The sequence below is a fragment of the Pseudomonas sp. QC2 genome, assembly GCF_002859085.1.
GTDB classification, from domain to species: Bacteria; Pseudomonadota; Gammaproteobacteria; order Pseudomonadales; family Pseudomonadaceae; genus Aquipseudomonas; species Aquipseudomonas petroselini.
Genome location: NZ_PKKS01000003.1, coordinates 24,158 through 47,516, shown reverse-complemented (window position 1 = coordinate 47,516; position 23,359 = coordinate 24,158). Strand labels below are relative to the sequence as shown.

The 23,359-nt window shown below is 59.4% G+C and carries 30 protein-coding genes; 16 read left to right on the top strand and 14 right to left on the bottom strand.

Annotation, left to right across the window (positions count from 1 at the left end):
• Positions 1–86: 86 nt before the first annotated feature.
• Together QCBJ_RS01760 and QCBJ_RS01755 are read left to right on the top strand one after the other, a co-directional pair.
• On the top strand, positions 87–401 hold the full coding sequence (locus QCBJ_RS01760; RefSeq protein ID WP_102060003.1) for a hypothetical protein: 315 nt from the start codon (positions 87–89) through the stop codon (positions 399–401).
• Between the two features lie 289 nt (positions 402–690).
• Positions 691–903, top strand: coding sequence for a cold-shock protein (locus QCBJ_RS01755; RefSeq protein WP_003234260.1), 213 nt, complete (start codon positions 691–693; stop codon positions 901–903).
• Between the two features lie 73 nt (positions 904–976).
• Here QCBJ_RS01755 and QCBJ_RS01750 read toward each other — a convergent pair whose 3' ends face one another.
• Entirely contained in the window at positions 977–1,297 is a 321-nt protein-coding gene (locus tag QCBJ_RS01750; protein ID WP_015884936.1) for an I78 family peptidase inhibitor, read from the bottom strand.
• Positions 1,298–1,441: 144 nt separating this feature from the next.
• Positions 1,442–1,750, bottom strand: coding sequence for a hypothetical protein (locus tag QCBJ_RS01745; RefSeq protein ID WP_102060002.1), 309 nt, complete (start codon positions 1,748–1,750; stop codon positions 1,442–1,444).
• A gap of 171 nt (positions 1,751–1,921) precedes the next feature.
• Between QCBJ_RS01745 and QCBJ_RS01740 the strand changes: the two genes are divergently transcribed.
• Entirely contained in the window at positions 1,922–2,134 is a 213-nt protein-coding gene (locus QCBJ_RS01740) for a hypothetical protein (protein WP_015884938.1), read from the top strand.
• A 33-nt stretch (positions 2,135–2,167) separates the two neighbouring features.
• Here QCBJ_RS01740 and QCBJ_RS01735 read toward each other — a convergent pair whose 3' ends face one another.
• From QCBJ_RS01735 to QCBJ_RS01705, 7 genes are read right to left on the bottom strand one after another with little or no spacing between them, the layout of a single operon-like run.
• Complete coding sequence (locus QCBJ_RS01735) at positions 2,168–3,196, bottom strand: nucleoside hydrolase (protein WP_015884939.1); 1,029 nt, start codon at positions 3,194–3,196, stop codon at positions 2,168–2,170.
• 25 nt (positions 3,197–3,221) lie between these two features.
• The gene (rbsD, locus tag QCBJ_RS01730; protein ID WP_046035336.1) at positions 3,222–3,626 is read right to left on the bottom strand and encodes a D-ribose pyranase; all 405 of its coding nucleotides are present in this window, start codon (positions 3,624–3,626) and stop codon (positions 3,222–3,224) included.
• A complete protein-coding gene (rbsK, locus tag QCBJ_RS01725) occupies positions 3,623–4,540 on the bottom strand; it encodes a ribokinase (RefSeq protein ID WP_046035335.1) in 918 nt (305 codons plus the stop codon). Before rbsK ends, rbsD begins: the two co-directional genes overlap by 4 nt.
• Before the next feature lie 23 nt (positions 4,541–4,563).
• Positions 4,564–5,586 carry a LacI family DNA-binding transcriptional regulator gene (locus QCBJ_RS01720; protein ID WP_102060001.1) on the bottom strand — a complete coding sequence of 341 codons (1,023 nt, stop codon included), beginning with the start codon at positions 5,584–5,586 and terminating at the stop codon, positions 4,564–4,566.
• A gap of 3 nt (positions 5,587–5,589) precedes the next feature.
• Entirely contained in the window at positions 5,590–6,567 is a 978-nt protein-coding gene (locus QCBJ_RS01715; protein WP_015884943.1) for an ABC transporter permease, read from the bottom strand.
• A complete protein-coding gene (locus QCBJ_RS01710; protein ID WP_102060000.1) occupies positions 6,564–8,117 on the bottom strand; it encodes a sugar ABC transporter ATP-binding protein in 1,554 nt (517 codons plus the stop codon). The genes QCBJ_RS01715 and QCBJ_RS01710 overlap by 4 nt, the downstream gene beginning before the upstream one ends.
• Positions 8,118–8,174: 57 nt before the next feature.
• Positions 8,175–9,134, bottom strand: coding sequence for a sugar ABC transporter substrate-binding protein (locus QCBJ_RS01705; RefSeq protein WP_015884945.1), 960 nt, complete (start codon positions 9,132–9,134; stop codon positions 8,175–8,177).
• Positions 9,135–9,695: 561 nt separating this feature from the next.
• Here QCBJ_RS01705 and QCBJ_RS01700 point away from each other — a divergent pair.
• The 3 genes from QCBJ_RS01700 (at position 9,696) to QCBJ_RS01690 (ending at position 11,921) form a co-directional block, all read left to right on the top strand.
• Entirely contained in the window at positions 9,696–10,784 is a 1,089-nt protein-coding gene (locus QCBJ_RS01700; protein ID WP_015884946.1) for an asparaginase, read from the top strand.
• A gap of 191 nt (positions 10,785–10,975) precedes the next feature.
• Complete coding sequence (locus tag QCBJ_RS01695; RefSeq protein ID WP_080943279.1) at positions 10,976–11,227, top strand: DUF1654 domain-containing protein; 252 nt, start codon at positions 10,976–10,978, stop codon at positions 11,225–11,227.
• 4 nt (positions 11,228–11,231) lie between these two features.
• The gene (locus QCBJ_RS01690) at positions 11,232–11,921 is read left to right on the top strand and encodes an endonuclease (protein WP_102059999.1); all 690 of its coding nucleotides are present in this window, start codon (positions 11,232–11,234) and stop codon (positions 11,919–11,921) included.
• 31 nt (positions 11,922–11,952) lie between these two features.
• On the opposite strand, the gene QCBJ_RS01685 is transcribed toward QCBJ_RS01690, so the two are convergent.
• The gene (locus QCBJ_RS01685) at positions 11,953–12,318 is read right to left on the bottom strand and encodes a hypothetical protein (RefSeq protein WP_043205649.1); all 366 of its coding nucleotides are present in this window, start codon (positions 12,316–12,318) and stop codon (positions 11,953–11,955) included.
• Positions 12,319–12,580: 262 nt separating this feature from the next.
• Between QCBJ_RS01685 and csrA the strand changes: the two genes are divergently transcribed.
• The 3 genes from csrA (at position 12,581) to QCBJ_RS01670 (ending at position 13,626) form a co-directional block, all read left to right on the top strand.
• Entirely contained in the window at positions 12,581–12,775 is a 195-nt protein-coding gene (gene csrA, locus QCBJ_RS01680) for a carbon storage regulator CsrA (protein ID WP_003192511.1), read from the top strand.
• A 211-nt stretch (positions 12,776–12,986) separates the two neighbouring features.
• The gene (locus QCBJ_RS30275; protein WP_015884950.1) at positions 12,987–13,238 is read left to right on the top strand and encodes a hypothetical protein; all 252 of its coding nucleotides are present in this window, start codon (positions 12,987–12,989) and stop codon (positions 13,236–13,238) included.
• A 94-nt stretch (positions 13,239–13,332) separates the two neighbouring features.
• Positions 13,333–13,626, top strand: coding sequence for a hypothetical protein (locus QCBJ_RS01670; RefSeq protein ID WP_102059998.1), 294 nt, complete (start codon positions 13,333–13,335; stop codon positions 13,624–13,626).
• A gap of 19 nt (positions 13,627–13,645) precedes the next feature.
• On the opposite strand, the gene QCBJ_RS01665 is transcribed toward QCBJ_RS01670, so the two are convergent.
• On the bottom strand, positions 13,646–14,323 hold the full coding sequence (locus tag QCBJ_RS01665) for an HAD family hydrolase (protein WP_093541203.1): 678 nt from the start codon (positions 14,321–14,323) through the stop codon (positions 13,646–13,648).
• A 206-nt stretch (positions 14,324–14,529) separates the two neighbouring features.
• On the opposite strand from QCBJ_RS01665, the gene QCBJ_RS01660 reads away from it, so the two are divergent.
• The 5 genes from QCBJ_RS01660 to QCBJ_RS01640 all read left to right on the top strand — a co-directional run bounded on the left by QCBJ_RS01660 (position 14,530) and on the right by QCBJ_RS01640 (position 18,137).
• A complete protein-coding gene (locus QCBJ_RS01660; RefSeq protein ID WP_102059997.1) occupies positions 14,530–15,312 on the top strand; it encodes an alpha/beta fold hydrolase in 783 nt (260 codons plus the stop codon).
• A 114-nt stretch (positions 15,313–15,426) separates the two neighbouring features.
• Positions 15,427–15,672, top strand: a complete 246-nt coding sequence (locus tag QCBJ_RS01655; protein WP_046035329.1) for a DUF2790 domain-containing protein — start codon at positions 15,427–15,429, stop codon at positions 15,670–15,672.
• Between the two features lie 42 nt (positions 15,673–15,714).
• Positions 15,715–16,386: a heavy metal response regulator transcription factor gene (locus tag QCBJ_RS01650; protein WP_015884955.1), complete on the top strand. Its 672-nt coding sequence runs from the start codon at positions 15,715–15,717 to the stop codon at positions 16,384–16,386.
• On the top strand, positions 16,383–17,789 hold the full coding sequence (locus tag QCBJ_RS01645; RefSeq protein WP_015884956.1) for a heavy metal sensor histidine kinase: 1,407 nt from the start codon (positions 16,383–16,385) through the stop codon (positions 17,787–17,789). The genes QCBJ_RS01650 and QCBJ_RS01645 overlap by 4 nt, the downstream gene beginning before the upstream one ends.
• 123 nt (positions 17,790–17,912) lie before the next feature.
• Positions 17,913–18,137, top strand: a complete 225-nt coding sequence (locus tag QCBJ_RS01640) for a hypothetical protein (protein ID WP_015884957.1) — start codon at positions 17,913–17,915, stop codon at positions 18,135–18,137.
• A 15-nt stretch (positions 18,138–18,152) separates the two neighbouring features.
• On the opposite strand, the gene pcp is transcribed toward QCBJ_RS01640, so the two are convergent.
• Genes pcp through QCBJ_RS01625 form a run of 3 tightly spaced genes read right to left on the bottom strand, consistent with a single transcriptional unit; the run spans position 18,153 to position 20,465 of the window.
• Entirely contained in the window at positions 18,153–18,794 is a 642-nt protein-coding gene (gene pcp, locus QCBJ_RS01635; protein ID WP_102059996.1) for a pyroglutamyl-peptidase I, read from the bottom strand.
• A gap of 7 nt (positions 18,795–18,801) precedes the next feature.
• A complete protein-coding gene (locus tag QCBJ_RS01630; protein WP_015884959.1) occupies positions 18,802–19,752 on the bottom strand; it encodes a DUF979 domain-containing protein in 951 nt (316 codons plus the stop codon).
• Positions 19,749–20,465 (bottom strand): DUF969 domain-containing protein, encoded by a 717-nt coding sequence (locus QCBJ_RS01625; protein WP_015884960.1) that lies wholly within the window; start codon positions 20,463–20,465, stop codon positions 19,749–19,751. Before QCBJ_RS01625 ends, QCBJ_RS01630 begins: the two co-directional genes overlap by 4 nt.
• A 340-nt stretch (positions 20,466–20,805) precedes the next feature.
• On the opposite strand from QCBJ_RS01625, the gene QCBJ_RS01620 reads away from it, so the two are divergent.
• Positions 20,806–21,351, top strand: a complete 546-nt coding sequence (locus QCBJ_RS01620; protein WP_015884961.1) for a DUF4410 domain-containing protein — start codon at positions 20,806–20,808, stop codon at positions 21,349–21,351.
• Between the two features lie 184 nt (positions 21,352–21,535).
• Positions 21,536–22,966 (top strand): MFS transporter, encoded by a 1,431-nt coding sequence (locus QCBJ_RS01615; protein WP_102059995.1) that lies wholly within the window; start codon positions 21,536–21,538, stop codon positions 22,964–22,966.
• The last annotated feature ends 393 nt before the right edge of the window (positions 22,967–23,359 follow it).

Here is a 23,359-nt window from a genome sequence, read left to right as displayed (position 1 = left end):
TAGCTGCAAAAGTGAACTTGAGCTGTACGCAATGCCTCAAACCCACTGAGAATCGCCGTTCGTCCTCGACCCAAAGGAGCATCCTCATGATGCGTTTTACCTCCACCCTCGCTCTCGCCGCTTCCCTGACCCTCCTTTCCCTCAGCGCGCAGGCAGCAGCCCCGTCGAACTGGCCAGCCGGTGCCCGTGACAGCTTCGTCAGCGATTGCAGCGCAGCCGCCAGCCAGAACGTGGACGCCAAAACTGCCAAAGCCCACTGCGAATGTGGCGCTGACAAGATCAACGCCGAATTGAGCACTGCGGAAATCAAAGAGCTCATGACCAACCAGAACGCCAGCCCGGAGCTGAAAAACAAGGCAGTCGCGGCTATTTCGTCCTGCAAAGTCGTGAAGAAAAAGTAAGATTTGCCGCTGATCTCACGGCTTTTTTGGCGGTAAAACAGGCTTAAAACTGCCGTTTCTCACAAATTACGCAGCTTTTACGGCTTTTTTTACCAGTTGATATTTCGAGCCAAAGCCCCGTAAATCGGGGCTTTCAGCCGGATCAGGCACTAAACGCAACGCTATTGATTAGCAAACAATGCCTTGGGGGGGCTCCCAAGCCGAACATTTCGACTATGATAGCCCGGTGTGCCCAGTTGGCCTGAGCAGCACAGCACTACTGAAAATATATGTTTCTTGGAGATACACCATGTCTAATCGCCAAACCGGCACCGTTAAATGGTTCAACGATGAAAAAGGCTTCGGCTTCATCACTCCTCAAGGTGGCGGTGACGACCTGTTCGTACACTTCAAAGCTATCGAAAGCGACGGTTTCAAAAGCCTGAAAGAAGGCCAAACCGTTTCCTTCGTGGCTGAGAAAGGCCAAAAGGGTATGCAAGCTGCACAGGTTCGCGGCGAGTAATTCTCCGCTGAGCTAAAAAAACCCCGTCCATGTGACGGGGTTTTTTATGGGCGCTGCAAAAGCCTTGAAAGACCTAGCCGCAATTGACTCGCGTGATCACCAGGTTGTCATCGGTGTTCAGGTTCAGGCGGTCGGAACGGTATTCCAGCGTGATCATGTCGTTAGGCTTGAGGATCCGTGCGTTCTGCGCACCGGCGCGGGTACGCGCCTGCTCCAGCAATTGGGGCGAAGCTTTCTGGCCGATGGTGAATTCGGCGGCCTTCGACTCACAGCGGCTATGACCGGTATCGGCCACGGCGGCGTCTTTGGCTGGCTCAGAGGCACCCGGGGTGCTGCAACCCGCCAACGCGAGTGCTGCCAACAAAGTACCGAATGATGCGAGCTTCCAAGGCATGAAGCCTCCTATGATAAAAAATGGACAGAGATCGTGCGACAGCGATTGGGCGGATTGGTTTCAAGACGTAAACCGCCGCAGGGCAAGTCTGCCTGACTCTCGACAGGCATTCGCCCGGTCAATCGTGACCAGATATGAACGAAATCAGTAGATGTCGATGTAGTCAGACGCCGGCTTCGGCCAATTTTCCTTCAGTGCATTGAAGATCTGCGTCACCCAGACTTCGTCGCTGGCGGCCACATTCCCTACGCATCCGGAGCCCTTGGCCCAGGTCTCCAGGCGAAACAGCAGCCCGTCGATGTCCACACCGCCCACCACCTTCCCTGAGGAGATATAGGCAATTCCGGCCTGGGTCACCCGCAGTTGGGCATGTTCGTCGTCATTAGCACTGGCAAGAAGCTGGCGCACATTCGCCAGCGTCAGGTTCTCGGGGTTGTTCAAGTCGATCTGCACGCGGTGTTCCCCGGCAATTAAACAGGCGGCCAGTGTCGCACAGCGCGACCGTCATTCCGAATCGCCTCATGCCTAAGTATCAGTGCCAAATACGATGCAAAATGGTTAACTGGGCCGGTAAGAACCGCGTTCCAGCGCACTGCCCAGTACTTTCAGCCCCGCGAGACAGTCATGACCACCGTAACGCTCCAAGCCGACATCAAAGCCAAGTGGCCCCAAGGACAGAGCTCCTACAGCCCCGGAAGCCCGGAGGAATTGGCGATCATTGGTATCGACCTGCTGGTCAAGGAGCTGGGTACACAAGCGGCGCAAGCGTTCATCGGCCAGATATTCGAGAAATACCCGGCCGACCACATGGGGGCACACAACCCCGAGCGCGAATAAGAACCGGCCGGCGAACGCCGACCGGTCAACACCTTACTTCAGACGCGCCAGGCGCTCGGTCAACAGATCGAAGAAGCCTTGGGCATCACCGTTCTCCACCCAGAACGCGTTCTTCGGTTGCTTCAGACCGTCGTACCAGTCGACGATGGTTTGGCCGAAGGTCGGGCCTTCCCGGCTGTCCACTACCACGTTGACTTCACGGCCGGTGAACAGTGAAGGCTTGAGCAGGTAAGCGACGACGGTCGCGTCATGCACCGGGCCGCCTGGAATACCGTAGTGCTCCATGTCGCCCTTGACGTATTCATTGAGAATATCGCTAACAACCTTGCTTGCGTTGTTCTTGAGGTCGGCGATCCCTTTCAGGCGGGCTTCGCTGGTCAGTACCTTGTGGGTCACGTCCAACGGCAGGTAGGTGAGCTTGACGCCACTCTTGAGCACAATCTCGGCCGCCACGGGGTCGGCAAACAGGTTGAACTCCGCCACCGGCGTAATATTGCCGCCGTTGAAGTGCGCGCCCCCCATCACCACCACTTCCTTGATGCCCTGGGTGATTTCCGGTGCCTGGGTCAGCGCCAGCGCCAGGTTGGTCTGCGGGCCGAGCATGGCGATGGTGATACTGTGAGGCTTGGCGGTGCTCAGGGTCTTGATCAGGTAGTCGACGGCATTGCCTTCAGCCAAGCCCTTTTTAGGCTCATGCACGGTGACACCGGAAATACCTTCCTTGCCATGGATGTTCTCGGCGTAGATCGGCGTGCGCAGCAGCGGCGCTGGCGCACCCGCGTACACCGGGATGTCCTCGCGCCCTGCCCATTCGCGGGCCAGGCGGGCGTTGCGGGAGGTCTTGTCCAGGCGCACGTTGCCGGCGACGGTGGTCAACGCACGGATGCTCAGTTCATCCGGCGAAGCCATCGCGAACAGCAGCGCCACCACATCATCAGCACCGGGATCGGTGTCGATGATCAGGTCGATTTTTTCCGCCGCCTGGGCGCTTGCAGCAGTGAGTGCGGACAAAAGCAGAACACTCCGGAACAGGTTTTTCAGGGTTGGGAGACCACGTTGCATAAAACACTCCTTGTCGTTGAGAACGTTAGAACGTTACGCCGGACACCAGCGCGATATTGCAGTAAGGCTGGCATTCGCCGGTGCGCACCACGGCGCGCGCCTTGCGGCTGAGCTGTTTGAACGCTTCATGGCTGACCAGGCGCCGCTCACCCAGGGCCGCCTCGTCGCTGAGCGTATTGAGCTCGTTCAGCGCCGGCGGCTGCTTGAGCAGGATTTCTTCGGCCAGCACATGGCTTTCCACTTGCATCTCGCTGAGCACGATGCGCAAGGTGCTGATGAAATCCGGGATGCCCTGGGTCAACGCCAAGTCAATCAACTCGACGCCCGGCGGCACTGGCAGGCCAGCGTCGCCGATCACCAGGATGTCGCCGTGTCCGAGTGAGGCGATGACACGCGACAGGGCGATATTGAGCAGAGGTGTCTTTTTCATGAGGGCACAAAACCTTGTACGTCGTGCAGCGTTGGAATAGAGGGTTGCGCGCCGGCGCGGGTGACCGACAGTGCCGCAGCGACCTGGCCAAAACGAATGGCCTCGGCCTCGCTTTTGCCATTGGCGAGTGCCGCAGCAAAGCCACCGACGAAGGTATCGCCCGCTGCGGTGGTGTCGACCGCCTTGACCTTCGGCGCCAGCAGGTGCTCAAAGCCCTGGCCGTCAGTAAACAGCGCGCCCTGAGCCCCCAGGGTGATGATGACTTTACCGGCGCCCGCCTGGATCAGGTGGGTTGCCGCTGCCTTGGCGCTGTCAATGGAGTCGACCGTCACGCCGCTCAGTGCGGTGGCTTCGCTTTCATTCGGGATCAGGTAGTCGATCGAGGCATACCATTCAGCCGGCAACGGAGCGCTGGCCGGAGCCGGGTTAAGGATCACCGTCTTGCCCAGTTCACGACCGCGCTTGAGGGCATAACCCACCGTATTCATCGGCACTTCCAGCTGGCAGACGATCACGTCAGCCGCTTGCAGCACCGCATCGAACGCCTGCAACGAGGCTGGCGTCAGTTCGCCGTTACTGCCCGCCACGATCACAATCGCATTCTGGCTGCTGTCATCGACCACGATGAGGGCCACGCCACTGGAGCCGTCTACGGTACTGACGGCTTGGCAATCGATGCCCTCCACCTGCAACGCATCACGCAATTGCGTGCCATAGGCATCGGTACCGACACAGCCAATCATCGACACATCGGCCCCCAGGCGTGCCGACGCTACCGCCTGGTTCGCGCCCTTGCCGCCGGGCACGGTGGAGAACGTCTGGCCGATCAAGGTCTCACCGGCACGCGGCAACCGGCTGGCGCGGGTCACCAGGTCCATGTTCAAGCTGCCTACTACCACTACTTTTGCTGGCATACATCAGTACTCATCAATTCGGTTCAGCGGTATTGGGCGAACGTACCGGCGACGGGCGCCGTCGACTCACGCAACACAATGCTCGGCGTCACGATGCGTTGATCGATCGGCAGTTGGGGTGTCGCAATTCTACGCAGTAACAGTTCGGCCGCCGTCTCGCCCAGTTGCACGATCGACTGCCCGACCGTGGTCAACGCCGGGTAGACGTAACGGCCCATTTGAATGTCATCGAAACCGATCACCGACAGCTCACCCGGCACCCGGATATTACGCTCGGCTGCCGCGCGCAATACGCCGAAACCTATCATGTCGTTGCTGGCAAAAATCGCACTGGGCGGGTTGTTCGCCAGTAACTGCACGGCGGCGGCATAACCGCCCGTACTGGTGAAATCGCTTTCCTGGGTGCGATTGGCCGCCACTGCCACGCCGGCCTCTTGCAGCGCACGGTGATACCCCGCCAGACGCATTTGCGCGACACGGGTATGGGCAGGACCGCCGACGCAAGCGATGTCACGGTGGCCCAGTTCGAGCAAGTGCCGGGTCGCCAGGTAGGCGCCCTCCTCGTGATCGATACGTACCAGGTCCACGTCTATGCCATCCAGCGCCCGGTCGACAATGACCATGGGCGTGCGCACCGCGCTCAAGCCGGCGGCCAGGCCACTGTCGTCGCCGCCAACCGAGGTCACGATCAAGCCGTCGATGCGCTTCTCCAGCAACACGCGCAAATAGCTGCGTTGCTTTTCCGCGTTATCGTCGGAGTTGCAGAGGATCACACAGTAACCGTTACGCTCGCAGTAATCCTCGATACCACGCGCCAACTCCGCAAAATACGGGTTGAGGCTGTTGGGCACCAGCAAGCCGATGGTGGCCGTGGTCTTCGCCTTGAGCGAACGCGCGACGGCACTGGGCACGTAGTCGAGCTGCTTGATCGCGGCTTCGACCTTGATGCGTACCGGCTCGCTGACCGGCCGTGTCTTGTTCACCACATGCGACACCGTCGTGTAGGAAATACCTGCAAGCGCTGCCACATCCTTGATCGTTGCCATGGTTCAGCCTCGCCGACTGGCGCGTTGGCTGCGGTAGGTATCGAGGACCACGGCAATCACGATCACGGCACCCGTGATGATGCGTTTCGTAGGTTCCGTGGCACCGATCTGCGCCAGGCCAGCGGCCAATACCGAAATAATCAACACACCAAAAAAGGTACTGATCACCGAACCGCGCCCGCCCATCAGGCTGGTACCGCCGATCACCACGGCCGCGATCACTTGCAGCTCCAAGCCTGAACCGGCGTTCGGGTCCGCCGCTTCCAGGCGCGAAATCTGGAACAACGCCGCCACACCGGCCAGCAGGCCCATGAGGCTGAACACCAGGATCTTGTACGGTTTGGGGTTGATGCCCGCCAGGCGAACGGCCTCTTCATTGGTGCCGATACCGATCAGGTAACGACCAAACACCGTACGCGTCAGTACAAGCTGCGCGGCGATGATCACCAGCAAGGCAATGATGAATGACGGCGAGATACCAAAGGCAATCGGGTTGGACAGCCAGGCAAACGAATCACCGATATAAGCGGTGCGCGAGCCGGTCATCTGGTACGCCACGCCACGGGCCATTTCCAGCACGCCGAGGGATACGATAAACGACGGGATGCGCCAGGCCACGGTGATCGAGCCGGTGATGGTTCCAGCCAATGCGGCACAGCCCATGCCCAGCACCGCAGCCGGTAACACGCTCCACCCCCAGCTGAGAATCGCCACGCTGACCGCCGATGCAGCCAGTGCCAGCACCGAGCCCACCGACAGGTCAATACCGCCGATGATCAGGATGAAGGTCATGCCCACCGCCAACACCATCAGGTCCGGAATCTGGTTGGCCAGGGTGCTGAAGGTGTCATAGGACAGGAAGTGATCGCTGAGCACCGAGAACAGCGCAATCATCGCCAGCAAGGCGCCGGCCAGGCCCAGGTAAGTGCCCAGGCCGTAGAAGTTGCCGCCCGTTTTACCGGGGGAAGTTGTGGTTTTCATGGGGTATCCCTAAGCACTGCGTCGTTGAGCAGCGCATCACGTTTCTGATAGCCGGCGAAGGCGGCGGCGAGCAATTCGTCCTGGGTCCAGCTGTCGCGCTCGAACGTCTCGATCAAGCGCCCGGCGGACAACACACCGATGCGGTCGCAGATCAGCATGAGCTCACGCAGATCGCTGGACACCACCACCAGTGCTTTGCCTTGACGGGTCAATTCGCCCAGCAAGGCATAAATATCGAATTTGGCACCGACGTCGATGCCGCGGGTGGGTTCGTCGAACAGCATCACCGAGCAGTCGCGCTCCAGCCAGCGGCCAATCACCACCTTTTGCTGGTTGCCGCCGGACAGTTCCGACACCAATTGCGCCGGACTGGAACTGCGGATGCGCATGGCATCGATCTGACGCTTGGCCAACGCCGTTTCGTCGCGGCTGTTGACCACGCCGCCGCCGGAGATTTCCGGCATGTTGCCCAGGGCAATGTTGGCGCTGATGGACTGAGTCAGCAACAGGCCCTCACCCTTGCGGTCCTCGGTGATCAGGGCAATGCCATGACCCACCGCGTCCACGGGCGAGCGAATGCTCACCACCTGGGCGGGCGAGCCGAGCGCCACAGTACCGCTATCGGCCAGGTCGGCGCCGAAGATCAGACGCAGCAATTCAGTGCGTCCGGCGCCGATCAGGCCGGAGATACCGTAGATCTCGCCCGCGCGCACTTCAAAGGACACGTCGCGGACCTTGTCCGAGCGCGTCAGGCCTTTCACCATCAAGGCCGGCCCACCGATGGTGCGCGGGCCCAGGTCAATGTGCTCGCCCAGCTCACGACCGACCATCAAGGTGACCAGTTGCTCGCTGTTGTAGTTGGCCATCGGCTCGACGCAGACCAGCTTGCCGTCGCGCAATACCGCAATGCGTTGGGCGACACGGGCCAGCTCTTCCAGCCGGTGCGAAATATAAATAATCGCCACGCCCCGGGCCTGCAGGCGGGTGATTTGTTCAAACAACATCTCGACTTCACGCGCCGTGAGCATGGCCGTGGGCTCGTCGAGGATGAGTACGTGGCAATCGCCGATCAGGTTGCGGGCGATCTCGACCATCTGCTGATGGCCTATCCCCAGGCTGCCAACCAAGGTATCGGGGTCGATGGCGTCCAGGCCGACCTGGGCCATGGCCTCGATCGCAGCCTTGCGCAATTGTTTGCGACTGATCCAGCCACAATGACTGGGCAGGTTATCCAGGAACAGGTTTTCGGCGACGGTCAGCGTCGGCAGCAGGTTGAGCTCCTGCATGACCATGCGCACGCCCAGCTCTTCGGCCTGGGTACGGCTGCCCGGCGTGTAGGCCTGGCCATTGAACTGCATGTGCCCAGTGGTCGGGGTGACCAGGCCGCCGATGATCTTCGACAAGGTACTTTTGCCTGCGCCGTTCTCACCGGTCAGCGCCAGCACTTCCCCGCGGTTGAGCGTCAGGGTGATGTCGGACAGAACCGGTTGGGCATAGGTCTTGCCGATACCGCTGACCGAGAGGACAGCGTTCGGGGCGGAAGATGACATAGGAAAATCTCCAGGCGCCCGCTCAGGACGAGCGGACGCTGTTGGGTGCTGCCAGGATTACTTCTTGAGGACGAGTTCGACCGGGGTTTCGATCACGCCATCCTTGGAGTCGACTTTCTCACCCTTGACCAACTTGAGCGCGTTCTGGATACCGAATACGGCTTGCTGGGCAGCAGCCTGGTCAGCGGTTGCCAGCACACGGCCGTCCTGCAACATTGGCTTGATGGCTTCGATATTGTCGTAACCCACGACCAACACCTTGCCGGCCTTGCCTGCCGCACGTACGGCGGAGACAGCGCCCAGGGCCATGTTGTCGTTACCGGCCAACAGGGCCTTGAGGTCCGGGTACTCGCTCAGCATGGCGGACGCCACTTTCTGGCCCTGGTCGATTTCCCAGTTGCCGGATTGGGTGGAGACAATCTTCATGCCGGCAGCATCCATCGCATCCTTGAAGCCTGCGGTACGTTGCTGGGCGTTGGTGGTGGTCGGTACACCTTCAATAATGCCGACCTTGTCACCCGAGGCCAGTTGCTTAGCCAGGTAGTCGCCCACCAGCCTGGAGCCTTTGCGGTTGTCCGGGCCTACGAACGGAATATTGAGGTTTTTGCTTTTGAGCACGTCCGGGTCCAGGCGGTTGTCGATGTTGACGACCTTGATACCGGCATCCGAAGCCTTCTTCAGCACGGTCACCAACGCCTTGGAGTCGGCGGGTGCGATGACGATAGCGTTGACCTTGGAGAGGATCATCTGGTTGACGATGTCGATCTGCGCGCTGGTGTCGGTTTCGTTCTTGATACCGTTGGTGATCATGTCGAAATCGGCGGCGTGATCTTTCTGATAGGCCTTGGCGCCATCTTGCATGGTCACGAAAAATTCGTTGGCGAGGGACTTCATCACCAGGCCGACCTTCGGTTTGGCGGCGGCGTCATCAGCAAATGCAGAGGAAAGAGGTAAAGCGGCGGATGCGGCAGCTAGCACAGCGACAGCGAGAAGACGTCCAGCAAATGGCAGCTTCATGGGTTCACTCCGATCTTATGATTATTGTGAGCAACGCTTGCACCGAAGAGCGCTTCGGCAGCCGTCCCACCTGGGTGGCTGATACGAGCTGTCACGATACTCCAGGAGTGTTCCGTGAAACATCTCGCAAACGTTTGCGTTATTCAAACTATGAGAACCTTGTCGAGATTTGTCAACGGTTGAAAACAGCCTTTCATCCAAGCCATCGAGCCCCGCCCTCTTGTCCTGCAAAGGCAGCCGCTAAACATCGCGCGCGCCCGGTCGTTCTCTAAAACGACAGGCTGTACGTGGCACTCACGCCTTAACCGAGTACGCACCGTCCACTTTTTCGGACAACCGAACGCAAGGCAGTCCGATGTTCGGAAAGCCGGACGCCTACTGGCGCCGTCGCCACAAAACATCAATATAATCTGTTTTAAATCAATAAGTTGTTTTATATCCGCGAACACAATCAGCCTGGTACAGATCCTGCTCTACCCCATCACCTCGTGGCATTCAGAACCGCCCGGGTGTTCTAGATGAACCTGCTACAGCACTCATCAAAAACCAGAGAGAAAAATAATGAAATCTGCACTGAAGACTTTTGTTCCGGGCGCGTTAGCCCTGCTGCTGCTGTTCCCCGTTGCCGCCCAGGCAAAGGAAGCTGAAACCAAGACCAAACTGTCCAACGTGGTGATCCTCGCCACCGGCGGCACCATTGCCGGCGCCGGCGCCAGCGCGGCCAACAGTGCCACCTACCAAGCGGCCAAAGTCGGCATCGAGCAATTGATTGCCGGTGTTCCTGAGCTTAGCCAGATCGCCAATGTGCGTGGCGAGCAAGTGATGCAAATTGCATCCGAAAGCATCAACAATGAAAACCTGCTGCAACTGGGTCGCCGCGTCGCCGAACTCGCCGACAGCAAGGACGTGGACGGCATCGTGATCACCCACGGTACCGATACCCTGGAAGAAACCGCCTACTTCCTGAACTTGGTAGAGAAGACCGACAAGCCAATCGTGGTGGTCGGCTCGATGCGCCCAGGCACTGCGATGTCGGCGGACGGCATGCTCAACCTGTACAACGCCGTGGCTGTGGCAGGTAGCAAAGATGCGCGCGGCAAGGGCGTGCTGGTTACCATGAACGACGAGATCCAGTCGGGTCGCGACGTCAGCAAGATGATCAATATCAAGACCGAAGCGTTCAAGAGCCCATGGGGCCCGCTGGGCATGGTGGTTGAGGGCAAATCCTACTGGTTCCGCCTGCCGGCCAAGCGTCACACCATGGATTCGGAGTTCGATATCAAGAACATCAAGAGCCTGCCTGATGTTGAGATCGCCTATGGCTACGGCAACGTGAGCGACACGGCCTACAAGGCCCTGGCTCAAGCGGGCGCCAAAGCCATCATCCACGCCGGTACCGGCAACGGCTCCGTTTCTTCCAAAGTCGTACCCGCCCTGGTGGAACTGCGTAAGCAAGGTGTACAAATCATTCGTTCTTCCCACGTCAATGCCGGCGGCATGGTATTGCGCAACGCCGAGCAGCCTGACGACAAATACGATTGGGTGGCTGCCCTCGACCTGAACCCACAGAAAGCCCGCATCCTGGCAATGGTCGCCCTGACCAAGACCCAAGACAGCAAAGAGTTGCAACGGATGTTCTGGGAATATTGATTCCCGGTGACACCTTGGCAGGGGCGGTTTACCCGCCCCTGCTTCCTCGCAAAAAACCCTCGATACATACACTTTCGCCCTACATAAAATTGCCTGATCTGCTGTCAGACGAACTCCTTGAAGTTTAAGCAGTTGCGAAATCGCCTACAGTTAAATACTGTATGTGCGTACAGCAAACTAAGGAACACTCCGTGGCAAAGTCCTCTTCCGCAGTGCCAACCCCGCCCGATGCCTACCAACGCCTGGCAATCCGTGTGCAAAAGATCATCAATTCGACCAACGCCCAGAAAGCCAAGGCGGCGTTGATCTTCCGCTTGCCGGATGAGCCAGAGGATGAGTGGGCGCGTTTGCTGGAGGAAATCGCGGAGAACGACAACGTCACCCTCGCCTATCGGGACGACGGTGGTGTGCAAATTTTCTGGGTTGTACCGAAGGAAGATTGATTCAATGAGTGTCCGTTTTATCGCGGTGTGCTGCCTGTTTTTCGCCGTCACCGCCCACGCCCAGGCCCCCCGAACGTTCAGCGAAGCCAAGAAAGTCGCCTGGAAGCTTTACGCCCCACAATCCACCGAGTTCTATTGCGGCTGTAAATACACCGGCAACCGCGTGGACTTGAAAGCCTGTGGCTACGTCCCACGCAAAAACGCCAGCCGCGCCGCGCGCATCGAATGGGAGCATATCGTTCCAGCCTGGCAGATCGGGCATCAGCGCCAGTGCTGGCAGGACGGTGGGCGCAAAAACTGCACGCGCCACGATGACGTGTTCAAGCGTGCCGAAGCCGACCTGCATAACCTGGTGCCGAGCATCGGCGAAGTCAACGGTGACCGTAACAACTTCAGTTTTGGCTGGCTGCCGGTGCAAAGCGGGCAGTACGGTTCATGCCTGACCCAAGTGGACTTCAAGGCCAAGAAGGTTATGCCGCGCCCCTCCATCCGTGGAATGATCGCCCGCACCTACTTCTACATGAGCAAGCAATACGGCTTGCGCCTGTCAAAACAGGATCGCCAGTTGTACGAAGCCTGGAACAAGACCTACCCGGTGCAGGCCTGGGAGCGCCAGCGCAACCAGACCATGGCGTGTGTGATGGGGCGTGGCAATGAGTTTGTCGGCCCGGTGAACCTGAAAGCCTGCGGTTGAACGTGGGCGGGACTTGCGCCCCGCCAGGCCGTTACTGCGCGGTTTTATGCTCAACGACCTCTGAGATCGTGTCAGTTTTCTTGGCGCGCGCCATCTTCTCGTTGAGCAGCGTCTGCTTGGCCTCAGCCTCAGCCTTGGTTGCGAACGGCCCTAGCAGGACTTCGTCCTTGCCGTCCACTTTCACGATGTAGAAATTGAAACCGTGCTCCAGCAACCAGGCCGTCAGGTCGGTGATCGCCTGTAACTTGTGGTCAGGCGGGCCTACCCACACGTCCCATTCCTGGGCGGCAATCGCACCGGTCTGGGGCTGGCTTTCGGTCACGGCAGGCTTGGCCTTGGGCGCCTCGACGCTTTTGCCTTCACCGCAACCGGCCAATGCCAACACCGCAATTGCCATCGCTACTTTACGCACTGCCCTGCTCCTTAAAAGATAAAGAGGCGACTTTATCATTCACTGTCTATTCTGGCCGTCATAAACGTTGGCTTAAACAATGCGAATGATGTATCGCAGACCTGTATGATGCCGCCATGGGAATTAATGTCGCCTCTATGCGTCCTAAAAGAGGCAGTCACAGGGAAGCGCTTAGCAGTAAGCTACACACATCCGACACCTGCCCTGTCTGAAACATGTGTCCTTAAAAGTAATCAAGGAGAAGTCCATGCTTATACTCACCCGCAAAGTTGGTGAAAGCATAAACATCGGTGATGACATCACGATCACCATCCTGGGCGTCAGCGGCCAGCAAGTACGAATCGGCATCAACGCACCCAAGGATGTTGCCGTGCATCGCGAGGAGATCTACCAGCGCATCCAGGCTGGCCTGACCGCTCCGGACAAAAACCAGACGCCTTGAAGCCCCCTCAGTAGCCAGCCCTTTCGTTCACTGTAACGGCTGGCGAAAACGCCTTCGGACTGATCTTGTGTTGTTGCGTGATTGACCTCGCCGATGTGTTCATCTTCATGGAAAGATGAAACTGTCTTCACGCCTGGAACTTGTTGTTTCATTTACAGCCGAATCTCCTGACTGACACCCCCGCCATTCGTGTGCATTCAGGAGCACGTCGATGAGGCCTACGAACGCACCACCATTTGCCTACAGGTCTTGGATGATCGCCTTATTGATAGGGCTGGCCTTCCTCGGACTGGCTTATGCCTTAAGGTGTGCAATAGAAGACACGGGTTCTGCCGAACCCCACTCCTGGCTGGACCTGACGCTGATGCTCTGCGGGTACCTGTTCCTGTTTTGTCTCAAGCCTATCCAGAAGACCGTGCAGCGTAGATTGTGTCGACGGACTAATGGACAAACGACACGCTGAAGCGTCGTTCTCCGTAATTAGATCACCGGTATTTACAGCGCCACAACAGGACCTATGCTTGGGCGTGCCCCCTCCGTAAAAGGCGCGCAAGCAGATGGACACCCTGAGTAAATCCCAAATCGAATCAGCACTGGCGGCCCGCCTGCCCAGCTATCAAGTGACCTGCACGTTGCACGCCGACGGGACTCTTTCAGCCGTGCTCAGCGGCCCGGAAACCGACCATTTCGCAATTACCGGAATCGTGCGCGCGCATTATCGTGGTGCCGAAGCGATTGCGCGGCTGGCGAATGAAATCCTCAGGGAGATGGTGCTGTCACGCCAGGGCATTAGGAATAATCGAATGCACCCCCCCGACCCAGCCAGCCAGGAACAAGGCCGAGACCGGTAACGGGCTCGGCCTTTTCGTATCAGCCCACCGCGTTCTGCACGTACAACAAGCCTTGCGTGTCGCGCTGTACGTTTAGCTGCACGTAACTGTCAATCGAAGGATGTTCGGTAACCATCGGCGTGTGATGCGTCGACGTCACGACCATCACATCCGCCCCCGCCGCCTCTCCCGCACGAATGCCCACCGTCGCATCTTCAAATACCAGGCACTCCTGCACCGGTACACCCAAACGTTGCGCACCCAGCACGTAACAGTCGGGGTTCGGCTTGCCGATGGCCACATCTTCGGCCGTGACCAGCACCGCCGGCGGCGCAATGCCCGCCGCTTGCAGTCGACGCAACGCCAATTCCCGGGGTGCAGAGGTGACCAGCGCCCATTGGTCACCCGGCAAGCTGCTCAGAAACGCGACGGCGCCGGGAATCGCTACAACCCCCTCGACATCATTGAGTTCAGCCTCGGTAATCCATTGCGCCTCAACCTCGGGGTCGACGCCAGGCAGTGCCTGGCGCGTGATGGTGTCAATCGCGCGGGCACCGTGAATGGTCTTCAAAAACGCTGCCACCTCCAGGCCATGGCGTTCAGCCCAGATGCTCCACACCCGCTCGGCGGCGGCGATGGAGTTGAGCAAAGTCCCATCCATATCAAACAGAAAGGCACGGTAACGGCGGTTGAATACGGCGGGACCTCGGATCGACACTGTGCGGTTCCTCATAGGCGGTGACAAATGATGAGCCCGGTGCAATCTACGGATCACGTCGGTGCTTGTAAACGCTACCGACATCGATTGCATTACAGGTTTGTAATCAAGCTGTAAGTCTTGTCGGCCCCCTCACTTCATACAGTGGAGTCGTCAGTCGCCCTCACCGGATGACGCCACTTCCTACTGATGAAAAGGGGTACCCCATGAAACCTGCAAGCAAACTCTGCCTGATCGCCGCCAGCCTGCTGATGCTGGGCACGGGCACGGCACTGGCCGGCACTGTCGCGTCGGTCAAAGCCAATAACGTAGTGCTGGTGCACGGTTCCTGGGCTGACGGCTCCAGTTGGTCCGAGGTGATCACCCGCCTCCAGGCCGCCGGCCTGCACGTCACCGCCGTGCAGAACCCGCTGACCTCGGTGGCCGACGATGTCGCCGCCACCAAACGTGTGCTGGACCAACAGGACGGCCCTACCGTGCTGGTCGGCCATTCCTACGCCGGTACGGTAGTAAGCGATGCCGGAGTCGACCCGAAAGTCAGCGCCCTGGTGTACGTGGCCGCCCGCGCACCGGACGCCAATGAAGACTTCGTCGCGCTCTCCGCCCAGTACCCGAGCATGCCGGTGCGGGCTGGCATTGAAGATCACGACGGCTACCTCACCTTGAGCCAGGACGCCTTCCTCAAGTACTTCGCCGCCGATGTACCGCAGGCCAAGGCCCTGGCGTTGTACGCCGTGCAGCAACCCATCACCAAGACCCTGTTCAGCGGCCGCACCGTCAATGCCGCCTGGCACACCAAGCCGTCCTGGTATGCGGTGTCGGCGAATGACCAGACGATCAACCCGGACCTCGAGCGCTTCCTCGCCAAGCGCATGAACGCCACGACCATCGAGTTGCCGTCGAGCCACTTGTCGCTGGTGTCCCACGCCAAGGAAATCACCGACCTGATCCTCGAAGCCTCTGGCCGTCCGCCCGAAGCCCTGCATTAAAAAACACTGCATTACAAACTTGTCATCCTCCTGTTGGTTGGCTGTTCGGGGCGCCTGGTTACTGTGAATTCACCGCCACGAACCGGCGGCCCCCCCTTTAAAAGAGAGACCACCATGAAACTGTTTATCCTCGGCTTTGCCGCGTTACTCGCTACCGGCTCCGTACTGGCTGCTGAACCGGTGATCCACGACAAAACCGGCTTCTTCGTACACCTGGACGTGGCCAAAGTGCTGTCGAGCACCGACACCTACGGCCAATGCGGCATCGTCCCGGCGCGACTCGACTATCTGGACAGCCAGGGCCGCGAGCACGTGCTGGATTACCAAGTCCAAGGCATCGGTTGCGCCAGTGACAATTGATCGGGCTACACTTGCGCCACGCACTGAGACAGGGCACTTCCCATGAACATTCTCGTCGTCGAAGACGAACCCAAGGCCGGCAATTACCTGCTCAACGGCCTGCAGGAACTCGGCTACTCCGTCAGCCTCGCCCGCGACGGTGTGGACGGCTTGCACCAAGCCCTTGAAACGCCGTTCGACGTCATCGTGCTGGATGTGATGATGCCGAAAATGGACGGCTGGGAAGTGCTGCGCCGTTTGCGCAAGGAAGCCGACACGCCGGTACTTTTTCTGACGGCCCGCGACGACATCGCTGACCGTATCAAGGGCCTGGAACTGGGCGCCGATGACTACTTGATCAAGCCCTTTTCCTTCGCTGAACTGGTAGCACGCTTGCGCACACTGACCCGCCGCGGGCCAAGCCGCGAAGAGGAGCAGTTGCAGATCGCCGACCTGCAAATCGACGTGCTGAAGCGTCGCGTCACCCGCGCCGGCACGCGCATCACCTTGACCAACAAAGAGTTCGCCTTGCTGCACCTGTTCGCGACCCACCAGGACCAGGTGCTCTCCCGCTCGCTGATTGCATCGCGGGTGTGGGACATGAATTTCGACAGCGACACCAACGTGGTAGACGTGGCCGTGCGGCGCCTGCGCTTGAAAATCGACGACCCTTTCCAGCTCAAGCTGATCCACAGCGTGCGTGGCATCGGCTACCGTTTCGATACCCAACCATGAATAAGCGCCGTCACTACTCCCTGACCCTGCGCTTGGCGTTAATCTTCGCCCTCCTCGCCTTCGCGCTGCTGGCGACCCTGGGTGTGGCGCTGTACCGCGAGCTGGAGCGGGAGTTGATCATGCGTGACGACGCGGCCTTGATCAACCGCATCGATCAATTGCGCAACCTGCTCAATGACAGCAATACCCTGGACCTGATCAAGACCAAGCCGGAACTGTTCCAGAACATGCTGGGCAACCGCGAGTCGGTACTGAGGATTGTCGCACCGGGGCAAAAGCCGCTGCTGACGGTCAACCCTGGCAATATCGAACTGCCATCCGTGCCTCCGGTCCCCAAGAACCACGCACTGACGTTCGCCGACGTGCACCATTTTCCCAGCATCAATGGCGTGCCCTTCGCCACCGTCGCGGCCTCCATCGACTCCGGCGACCTGGGCAGCCTGCAAGTCACTACGGGACGCCTGATGACCGAGCGCACCGCCGTGCTCGCCAGCTATCGCTTGAGCGTTTATATCCTGGCGAGCATGGCCGCAATCATCCTGGCCGTGGTGGGTTACCTGCTGGTTCATCGCGGGCTTTTGCCATTGCGCCGTCTGGCCCGGCACGCCCAAGGCATCGGCGTCGGTAACCTCGCCGAACGCCTCGACAGCCACGGCGCACCGAAAGAACTGCTGCCGATGATCGACTCGTTCAACACCATGCTCGAGCGCCTGGCCAAGGGTTTTGTTCAACTGGGCCAGGTGTCCACCGACATGGCCCACGAACTGCGCACGCCCATCAACAATCTGCTGGGAGAAACCCAGGTCGCGCTGCAACAGAGCCGTAGCATCGAGAGCTATCAGCAACTGCTGGCGTCTAATGTCGAAGAACTTGAACGCCTGGCGCGGATGCTCGACAACATGCTGTTCCTGGCCAGGACCGACCCGGCCAGCGCGCTGCGTCAGCGTCAGGAGCTGAGTGCAGCGGATGAGGTAGAACGCATCGCCGACTACTTTGAAGGTTTGGCGGGTGATGTGCAGATCAGCATTCACGCCGAAGGTGAAGGGGTGATCTGGGCGGAGCCGATGCTGCTGCGCAGGGCCCTGGCAAACCTGTGCGCCAACGCCATTAAATATGGTGCGCCGTGTACTGAACTGGTGATCCAGGCGGTGCCCAATGCCGAAGGCATTCACCTGAGGGTCAGCAATCGAGGCGAAACCATTGCAGCCGAGCACCTGCCGCGACTGTTCGAACGGTTTTACCGAGTAGATGAGTCACGGGAACGCTCGGCTCAGTCCAACGGACTGGGCTTGTCGATTGTGGCGACCATCATGCAGCTGCATAACGGACGGTACAGTGTGAGCAGTGAAGCGGGGGTCACGTGCTTTGAGCTGTTCTTTCCACGGCGGGAGGACTCGCCGTAGAAGGCTGGTGTTATTTTGCAAAGGTTTGCCTCTTAACGTTGGACTCACGCCACACTACGCTCGCGTCTCAAGCACATTCTGGCTCAAGGCTGAGCCTGCAACAGCGAACATGGAGATTCAGGAATGGAAATACGATTGGGTGTAATGGAAAAGGGGCTGGCTGAGATGAAAGAGAAGCTGATCACCGTTTCGGGCCGGGCAGACTCCATGGATAAGCACTTCGCTTCCAAGGCAGACCTGGCAACCACTGAACTGAACCTTATCAAGTGGTACGTGGCAACCGCATTCGCAATGACAGGCCTGGCTTGCGCCATCACCTTCGGGCTCACCCGACTGTTTGCCGGTTGAGACGCGTCGGGCCGGTCAGCTGACCTGCCCGCCCGCTTCTTTCGCATCCACCGGCGTTTGCCACGCCGCCAGTACGGCGGCATGCAATCCGGCGACCATTGTCTCCAGCGCCATCGAGGGCCGCTGCGAACCCATCACCTGCTCCGGCAGATACGGTACATGGATAAACCCACTGCGTACGGCCGTCGCGGCCAAAGCATGCTGCAATAAATAAAACACCTGATTACACACAAACGTGCCGGCCGTCTGCGATACCGAGGCGGCAATCCCCGCCCCGCGCACGGCCCTGACCATCGCCTTGATCGGCAGGGTCGTGAAATAAGCCGCCGGGCCGTCAGGCGCCACCGCCGTATCAATCGGTTGCTCGCCCAGGTTATCGGGAATGCGTGCATCGTTGACATTGATTGCCACCCGTTCGATGGAAATATCGCTCCGCCCCGGCCCCAGACCGGTAGCGATCACCATCTCCGGATGCAATTCGTCGATCAACTGGGCCAGGCGCGCGCCCGCCGTGGCAAACGCGCAGGGCAGTCGACGCGCAATAATTTGCACATCATCAGCCAGTTGCCCCCCCTCCAATTGGCGAACCGCCTCCCAGGACGGATTCACCGGGTCTTGATCAAAGGGCTCGAAACCCGTCAGCAGTACGATTCGCATCTCGGCCTCACATCAACAGATAAAGCAGCACAATATTGACCACCAGCATCATCAGCGCGGTCGGCAGCTGGGCCTTGATCACCGCGTTCTTGTCGGGCAGTTCGAGCAACGCCGCCGGTACGATATTGAAGTTGGCAGCCATAGGGGTCATCAGGGTACCGCAGTAGCCGGAGAACATGCCGATGGCTGCCATCACTGCTGGATTGCCGCCGTAGATACCCACCAGCACTGGCACGCCGACGCCGCCGGTCATCACCGGGAAAGCCGCGAAGCCATTACCCATGATCACTGTAAACAACGCCATGCCCAGCACGTAGACCATCACCGCCACTAACTTGAAATCCAGGTTGATATAGGTCGTGGTCACATGCGCGACAGCCGTACCGACGCCGGCCTCGTTAAACAGCAAGCCAAGCATCGCTAACATTTGCGGAAGCACCATGGCCCAGCCCAGGGCTTCTGTCAGGCGCCGGGATTCGCGCAAGGCTTGCACCGGCGTATCGCGGGTCAGCCAGCAGGCCAGGCCAAGGGCGATCAGGCAGCCGATACCGAGGGAGACGAAGGTGGTGTTTTTCGGGTCCAACAGCGGTACGCCGCCGATCTCGGTGTGCTTGAGCACCACCGAGCCGATCACCGTGGTCAGCGGAATGGCCAGCGCCGGGATAAACAGCTTGTGACCCAGCCGACCGGCACTGGCACGGGACGCCTTGTCATGCAGCTCGACATGCGTGCCACGGCCGACACCGCCTAAACCTGCGATCAACGCCATCACCACTACGCCAGCGCCAATGACCACCGACGGCAGGCGCTCCCCCACCAGGAATGGAATGGCGAACAACAGCCAGAACAAAGCAGTGGACCAGCGTTTAGGGTGGGTCCTGTCCAACAGGATCATACCCGCCGTGATCAGCAGCAGAACCCCGGCCAGCCAGTACAGGTATTGAATGGAAATGATCATTGCGCGGCCTCCACAGCCGTGGCGGCCGGCGTCATCTCACGGGTCAACCGTCGGTCGAACCGATGCAGGCGAATGGCATGGATGATGAAAGCGCAGATCGCCGTAGGAATACCCCACACCGCAATATGCAGCGGCTCCACATCAATTCCCGAGCCGAGCAGGAAGGTGTGCATCAACGCGATCGCACCAAAGGCGACAAAAATATCTTCACCAAAAAACAGGCCGACGTTGTCCGTCGCGGCGCACATGGCCAGCACCTTGTGACGCAGTTTGTCCGGCAGTTTGCCGTAGCGCTTTTCCGCCGCGCCCTCAGCCATCGGTGCCAGCAGCGGGCGCACCATCTGCGGGTGCCCGCCCAGGCTGGTCAAGCCCATGGCCGCCGTGGATTCACGCACAAACAGATAGATGATCAACAAGCGCCCCACGGTGGCGCGCTCGAACCGTGCAATCCAGTTCTGCGCATGCAGGCGCAACCCATGGCGCTCCAACAGGCCGATGACCGCCAGGGGCAATAACAGAATCAATTGCAGGGCACGGGTCTGAAGGAAGCCATCGCCCATGGTGGCGAGGATTTTTTCCAGCGGGAAATGGGCGGCAAGCCCGGTGGCGATAGCGGCGGCGGTGACCACCAACAGCGGGTTAAAGCGCAAAACGAAGCCAACCACGATCACAAGTACGCCGATCAACGGCCATAAGTTCACAACAGTTTGCATGGCGGTGAAGTCCTTAAGTGCGCGCTGCGGCGCCATTACAGCAGGATGTGAACAAAGGGTTCACAGCAGGAAGTGGCGTGCAGTCGGCTCGGTTTTTTATTGTTGACCCGAAAGGGTGAGCGTCAGTGGCGGCAACTTTGCTGCCTGAGAGCGGGAGGTGTCCAACAAGAAAAGTTGTTGCTGCGAACCAATAAATTTTGTGGGCGATTGAAGCGCGCGCATGTAACGAGATGTGGACAGACCAGCAGGGATTCGCGCATCTTAGCGCCGCCTGTTTTATGAGGCGTGCGCCTCAAATCAGCACACGTCTCCCCATTACTGTTATGGATATGGAAATTCTATGAAAACCCAAAAGGTCCTGATCGCGCTCTCCTGCGCTGTGGCGTTGTCCATGCTGGGCGGATGTGCCGCCAAGGTCAAAAGCGGCGGCAGCGTCGCACTGGCCATCCCGGAAGCCGCCAAGCAAAACCTGGTGGTCAGCATCAAAGGCGACAGCCAGGTCGAGCAAAACCCGGACTGGAACCTGCTGACCCGTGACTGGAACAACGCACTCCAGGTGGAAGCCCGCCAGGCAGGTTTCAATGTCACGCCAAGTGCCTCGGTGACGCCGAGTGGCGAAGAGGGTGTCGGCATCAGCATCAATGTGAGCAAGTTCCGTTACATCGAACCGGGCTCGCGGTACGTCGCCGGAGCGCTGGTCGGCAACGCCTGGGTGTTCTCCCGCGCCGACTACTCAGACCTGAAGACCGGCGCGCCCATTGGCTCGCGCACCTACGACACGTCATCGTCCGCCTGGGAAGGGATTGCCTCGGCCATGACACAGAAGCAAGTACAGGCCATTGCCAAGCAGATGATCAGCGACATCAAGAACGCCAAGGCCAAGTAAACCGTCACCGAGCGCGCATGTCTCGAATGTATCGGGAAGCACATCGGTTTGGCGTACAGGCGGCTTGAAGGGGTGGTGGTCGTTGAACCGGTGTTGCTGCAGATTTTCCTCGGAGATAGCGGCTGAGACGGCCACCCGGTATTGTCAGGCCCAAGCGACCTTCACTGAACAAGGGCCTGCATCGGTGACTACACCCCATTCAGATACCCGCGCCGACACCGGCCTCAGCGTACAAACCCGCCTGATTGCCTTGGTGGTCGCCGTGACCTTCTTCATGGAAAACCTCGATGCCACGGTGATAGCTACCGCCCTGCCGACCATGGCATCGGCCTTCGGCGTGACGCCGGTCGACATGAACATCGGCATCACCGCCTACCTACTCGCCGTGGCGATCTTCATACCGCTGTCCAGCTGGATCGCCGACCGATTTGGCGCGCGCCGGGTATTTGCCGGTGCGATCATCGTTTTCACCCTCGCGTCACTGCTTTGCGGCCTGAGCCAGAACCTTGAGATGTTCGTGTTTGCCCGCGTCCTGCAAGGCATCGGTGGCGCGCTGATGGTGCCTGTGGGGCGTTTGGCGGTGCTGCGCAATACCGACAAAAAAGACTTGGTAAAAATGATCGCGATCATCACCTGGCCAGGGCTGGTCGCACCGATTCTGGGTCCATTGGCAGGTGGCTTGATCGTCACCCATGCCTCGTGGCCGTGGATCTTCTACGTGAACCTGCCGTTAGGCGCATTGGCATTGATCACCGCGCTGTGGTTGGTGCCTGAAGGCCGCGAGGCCAGCGTACGCAAGTTCGACGCCAAGGGCTTTGTGCTGCTGGCAGGCGCCTGCGTGGCGCTGCTCGGCGGGCTGGAATGGCTGGGCAGCCAAGCTGGCGAAATGCTCATCCCTGGCGCCGGGCTGGTGGCGGCAGGCCTACTGCTGTCGGTGTGGGCAGTGCACCATTGCCGGCATTACCCCGATTCGTTGTTGCCGCTGGAAACCCTCTCCATCAATACCTTCCGCGTCAGCATCTACGGCGGCTCACTGTTCCGCCTGGCCATCAGTGCCCTGCCCTTCCTGCTGCCGTTGCTGTTCCAGGTCGCCTTCGGCTTATCGCCAGTGGACGCGGGTCTGTTGGTGCTGGCGGTATTCGCCGGTAACCTGGCGATGAAACCCTTTACCACGACCCTCATGCAGCGCTTCGGGTTTCGCAAGGTGCTGATGCTCAATGGGGTGATCGGGGTGGTGTCAATTGCAGCCTGCGCCTTGTTCACCGCGCAGACGCCATTGGCAGTGATTGCAGCGGTGTTGTTCGTCGGCGGCCTGTCACGCTCGATGCAGTTCACCTGCTACAACTCGATTGGCTTCGCCGACGTGCCGAAAGCGCGGATGAGCGAAGCGTCGGCGTTGTTCAGCATGTCGTTCCAACTGGCCATGGGCATGGGCGTAACGGTGGCGGCGTTGTTGTTGCGCGCGTCCATGAGCGTGCAGGGGCATGACGTTCAAGCCCAGGTCACGGATTTTCGGGTAGCGTTTGTCGGGGTCGCCGTGTTGGGGATGTTGGCGCTGGTGGACGTGTATCGGTTACCGGCGCAGGCGGGGGAAAGCGTGTTGACGCGACGTTGAGTGAGCCAACTCGGTGGGTGGCGCTGTGCTTCAACGTTTATCGTGAACGTCAGGCGGCCAGGCGCTGAAGAAAAAAATCACCGCGGGGATCATCACATAGAGCCAGTGGCTGCTTGGGTACGCAACCAGTCCGATGATCCACGTGATCAATAAAGCACCGCCAGTTCGTCGACGGCGATTTGGGGTGAACCACTCTTGGAACGATTCAAGTCTTTTACTCGCCATTACCACTTTCCTTTTTGGTTAGGCGCTGCATTAGATTACCAATTCGCAGACAACAAAAAAGGGCCCAACTTTCGGTGAGCCCTTCTAGACCGTCCAGCAGAGCGGATTTTGTTTGGTAGGCGCGATTGGACTCGAACCAACGACCCCCACCGTGTCAAAAAGGCTTGG

Bases quoted from the DNA above. Each gene is read 5' to 3' on its own strand.
- QCBJ_RS01760 (WP_102060003.1), top strand. From the start codon at position 87: ATGATGCGTTTTACCTCCACCCTCGCTCTCGCCGCTTCCCTGACCCTC.
- QCBJ_RS01755 (WP_003234260.1), top strand. From the start codon at position 691: ATGTCTAATCGCCAAACCGGCACCGTTAAATGGTTCAACGATGAAAAA.
- QCBJ_RS01750 (WP_015884936.1), bottom strand. From the start codon at position 1,297: ATGCCTTGGAAGCTCGCATCATTCGGTACTTTGTTGGCAGCACTCGCG.
- QCBJ_RS01740 (WP_015884938.1), top strand. From the start codon at position 1,922: ATGACCACCGTAACGCTCCAAGCCGACATCAAAGCCAAGTGGCCCCAA.
- QCBJ_RS01735 (WP_015884939.1), bottom strand. From the start codon at position 3,196: ATGCAACGTGGTCTCCCAACCCTGAAAAACCTGTTCCGGAGTGTTCTG.
- rbsD (WP_046035336.1), bottom strand. From the start codon at position 3,626: ATGAAAAAGACACCTCTGCTCAATATCGCCCTGTCGCGTGTCATCGCC.
- rbsK (WP_046035335.1), bottom strand. From the start codon at position 4,540: ATGCCAGCAAAAGTAGTGGTAGTAGGCAGCTTGAACATGGACCTGGTG.
- QCBJ_RS01720 (WP_102060001.1), bottom strand. From the start codon at position 5,586: ATGGCAACGATCAAGGATGTGGCAGCGCTTGCAGGTATTTCCTACACG.
- QCBJ_RS01715 (WP_015884943.1), bottom strand. From the start codon at position 6,567: ATGAAAACCACAACTTCCCCCGGTAAAACGGGCGGCAACTTCTACGGC.
- QCBJ_RS01710 (WP_102060000.1), bottom strand. From the start codon at position 8,117: ATGTCATCTTCCGCCCCGAACGCTGTCCTCTCGGTCAGCGGTATCGGC.
- QCBJ_RS01705 (WP_015884945.1), bottom strand. From the start codon at position 9,134: ATGAAGCTGCCATTTGCTGGACGTCTTCTCGCTGTCGCTGTGCTAGCT.
- QCBJ_RS01700 (WP_015884946.1), top strand. From the start codon at position 9,696: ATGAAATCTGCACTGAAGACTTTTGTTCCGGGCGCGTTAGCCCTGCTG.
- QCBJ_RS01690 (WP_102059999.1), top strand. From the start codon at position 11,232: ATGAGTGTCCGTTTTATCGCGGTGTGCTGCCTGTTTTTCGCCGTCACC.
- QCBJ_RS01685 (WP_043205649.1), bottom strand. From the start codon at position 12,318: ATGGCAATTGCGGTGTTGGCATTGGCCGGTTGCGGTGAAGGCAAAAGC.
- csrA (WP_003192511.1), top strand. From the start codon at position 12,581: ATGCTTATACTCACCCGCAAAGTTGGTGAAAGCATAAACATCGGTGAT.
- QCBJ_RS30275 (WP_015884950.1), top strand. From the start codon at position 12,987: ATGAGGCCTACGAACGCACCACCATTTGCCTACAGGTCTTGGATGATC.
- QCBJ_RS01670 (WP_102059998.1), top strand. From the start codon at position 13,333: ATGGACACCCTGAGTAAATCCCAAATCGAATCAGCACTGGCGGCCCGC.
- QCBJ_RS01660 (WP_102059997.1), top strand. From the start codon at position 14,530: ATGAAACCTGCAAGCAAACTCTGCCTGATCGCCGCCAGCCTGCTGATG.
- QCBJ_RS01655 (WP_046035329.1), top strand. From the start codon at position 15,427: ATGAAACTGTTTATCCTCGGCTTTGCCGCGTTACTCGCTACCGGCTCC.
- QCBJ_RS01650 (WP_015884955.1), top strand. From the start codon at position 15,715: ATGAACATTCTCGTCGTCGAAGACGAACCCAAGGCCGGCAATTACCTG.
- QCBJ_RS01645 (WP_015884956.1), top strand. From the start codon at position 16,383: ATGAATAAGCGCCGTCACTACTCCCTGACCCTGCGCTTGGCGTTAATC.
- QCBJ_RS01640 (WP_015884957.1), top strand. From the start codon at position 17,913: ATGGAAATACGATTGGGTGTAATGGAAAAGGGGCTGGCTGAGATGAAA.
- pcp (WP_102059996.1), bottom strand. From the start codon at position 18,794: ATGCGAATCGTACTGCTGACGGGTTTCGAGCCCTTTGATCAAGACCCG.
- QCBJ_RS01630 (WP_015884959.1), bottom strand. From the start codon at position 19,752: ATGATCATTTCCATTCAATACCTGTACTGGCTGGCCGGGGTTCTGCTG.
- QCBJ_RS01625 (WP_015884960.1), bottom strand. From the start codon at position 20,465: ATGCAAACTGTTGTGAACTTATGGCCGTTGATCGGCGTACTTGTGATC.
- QCBJ_RS01620 (WP_015884961.1), top strand. From the start codon at position 20,806: ATGAAAACCCAAAAGGTCCTGATCGCGCTCTCCTGCGCTGTGGCGTTG.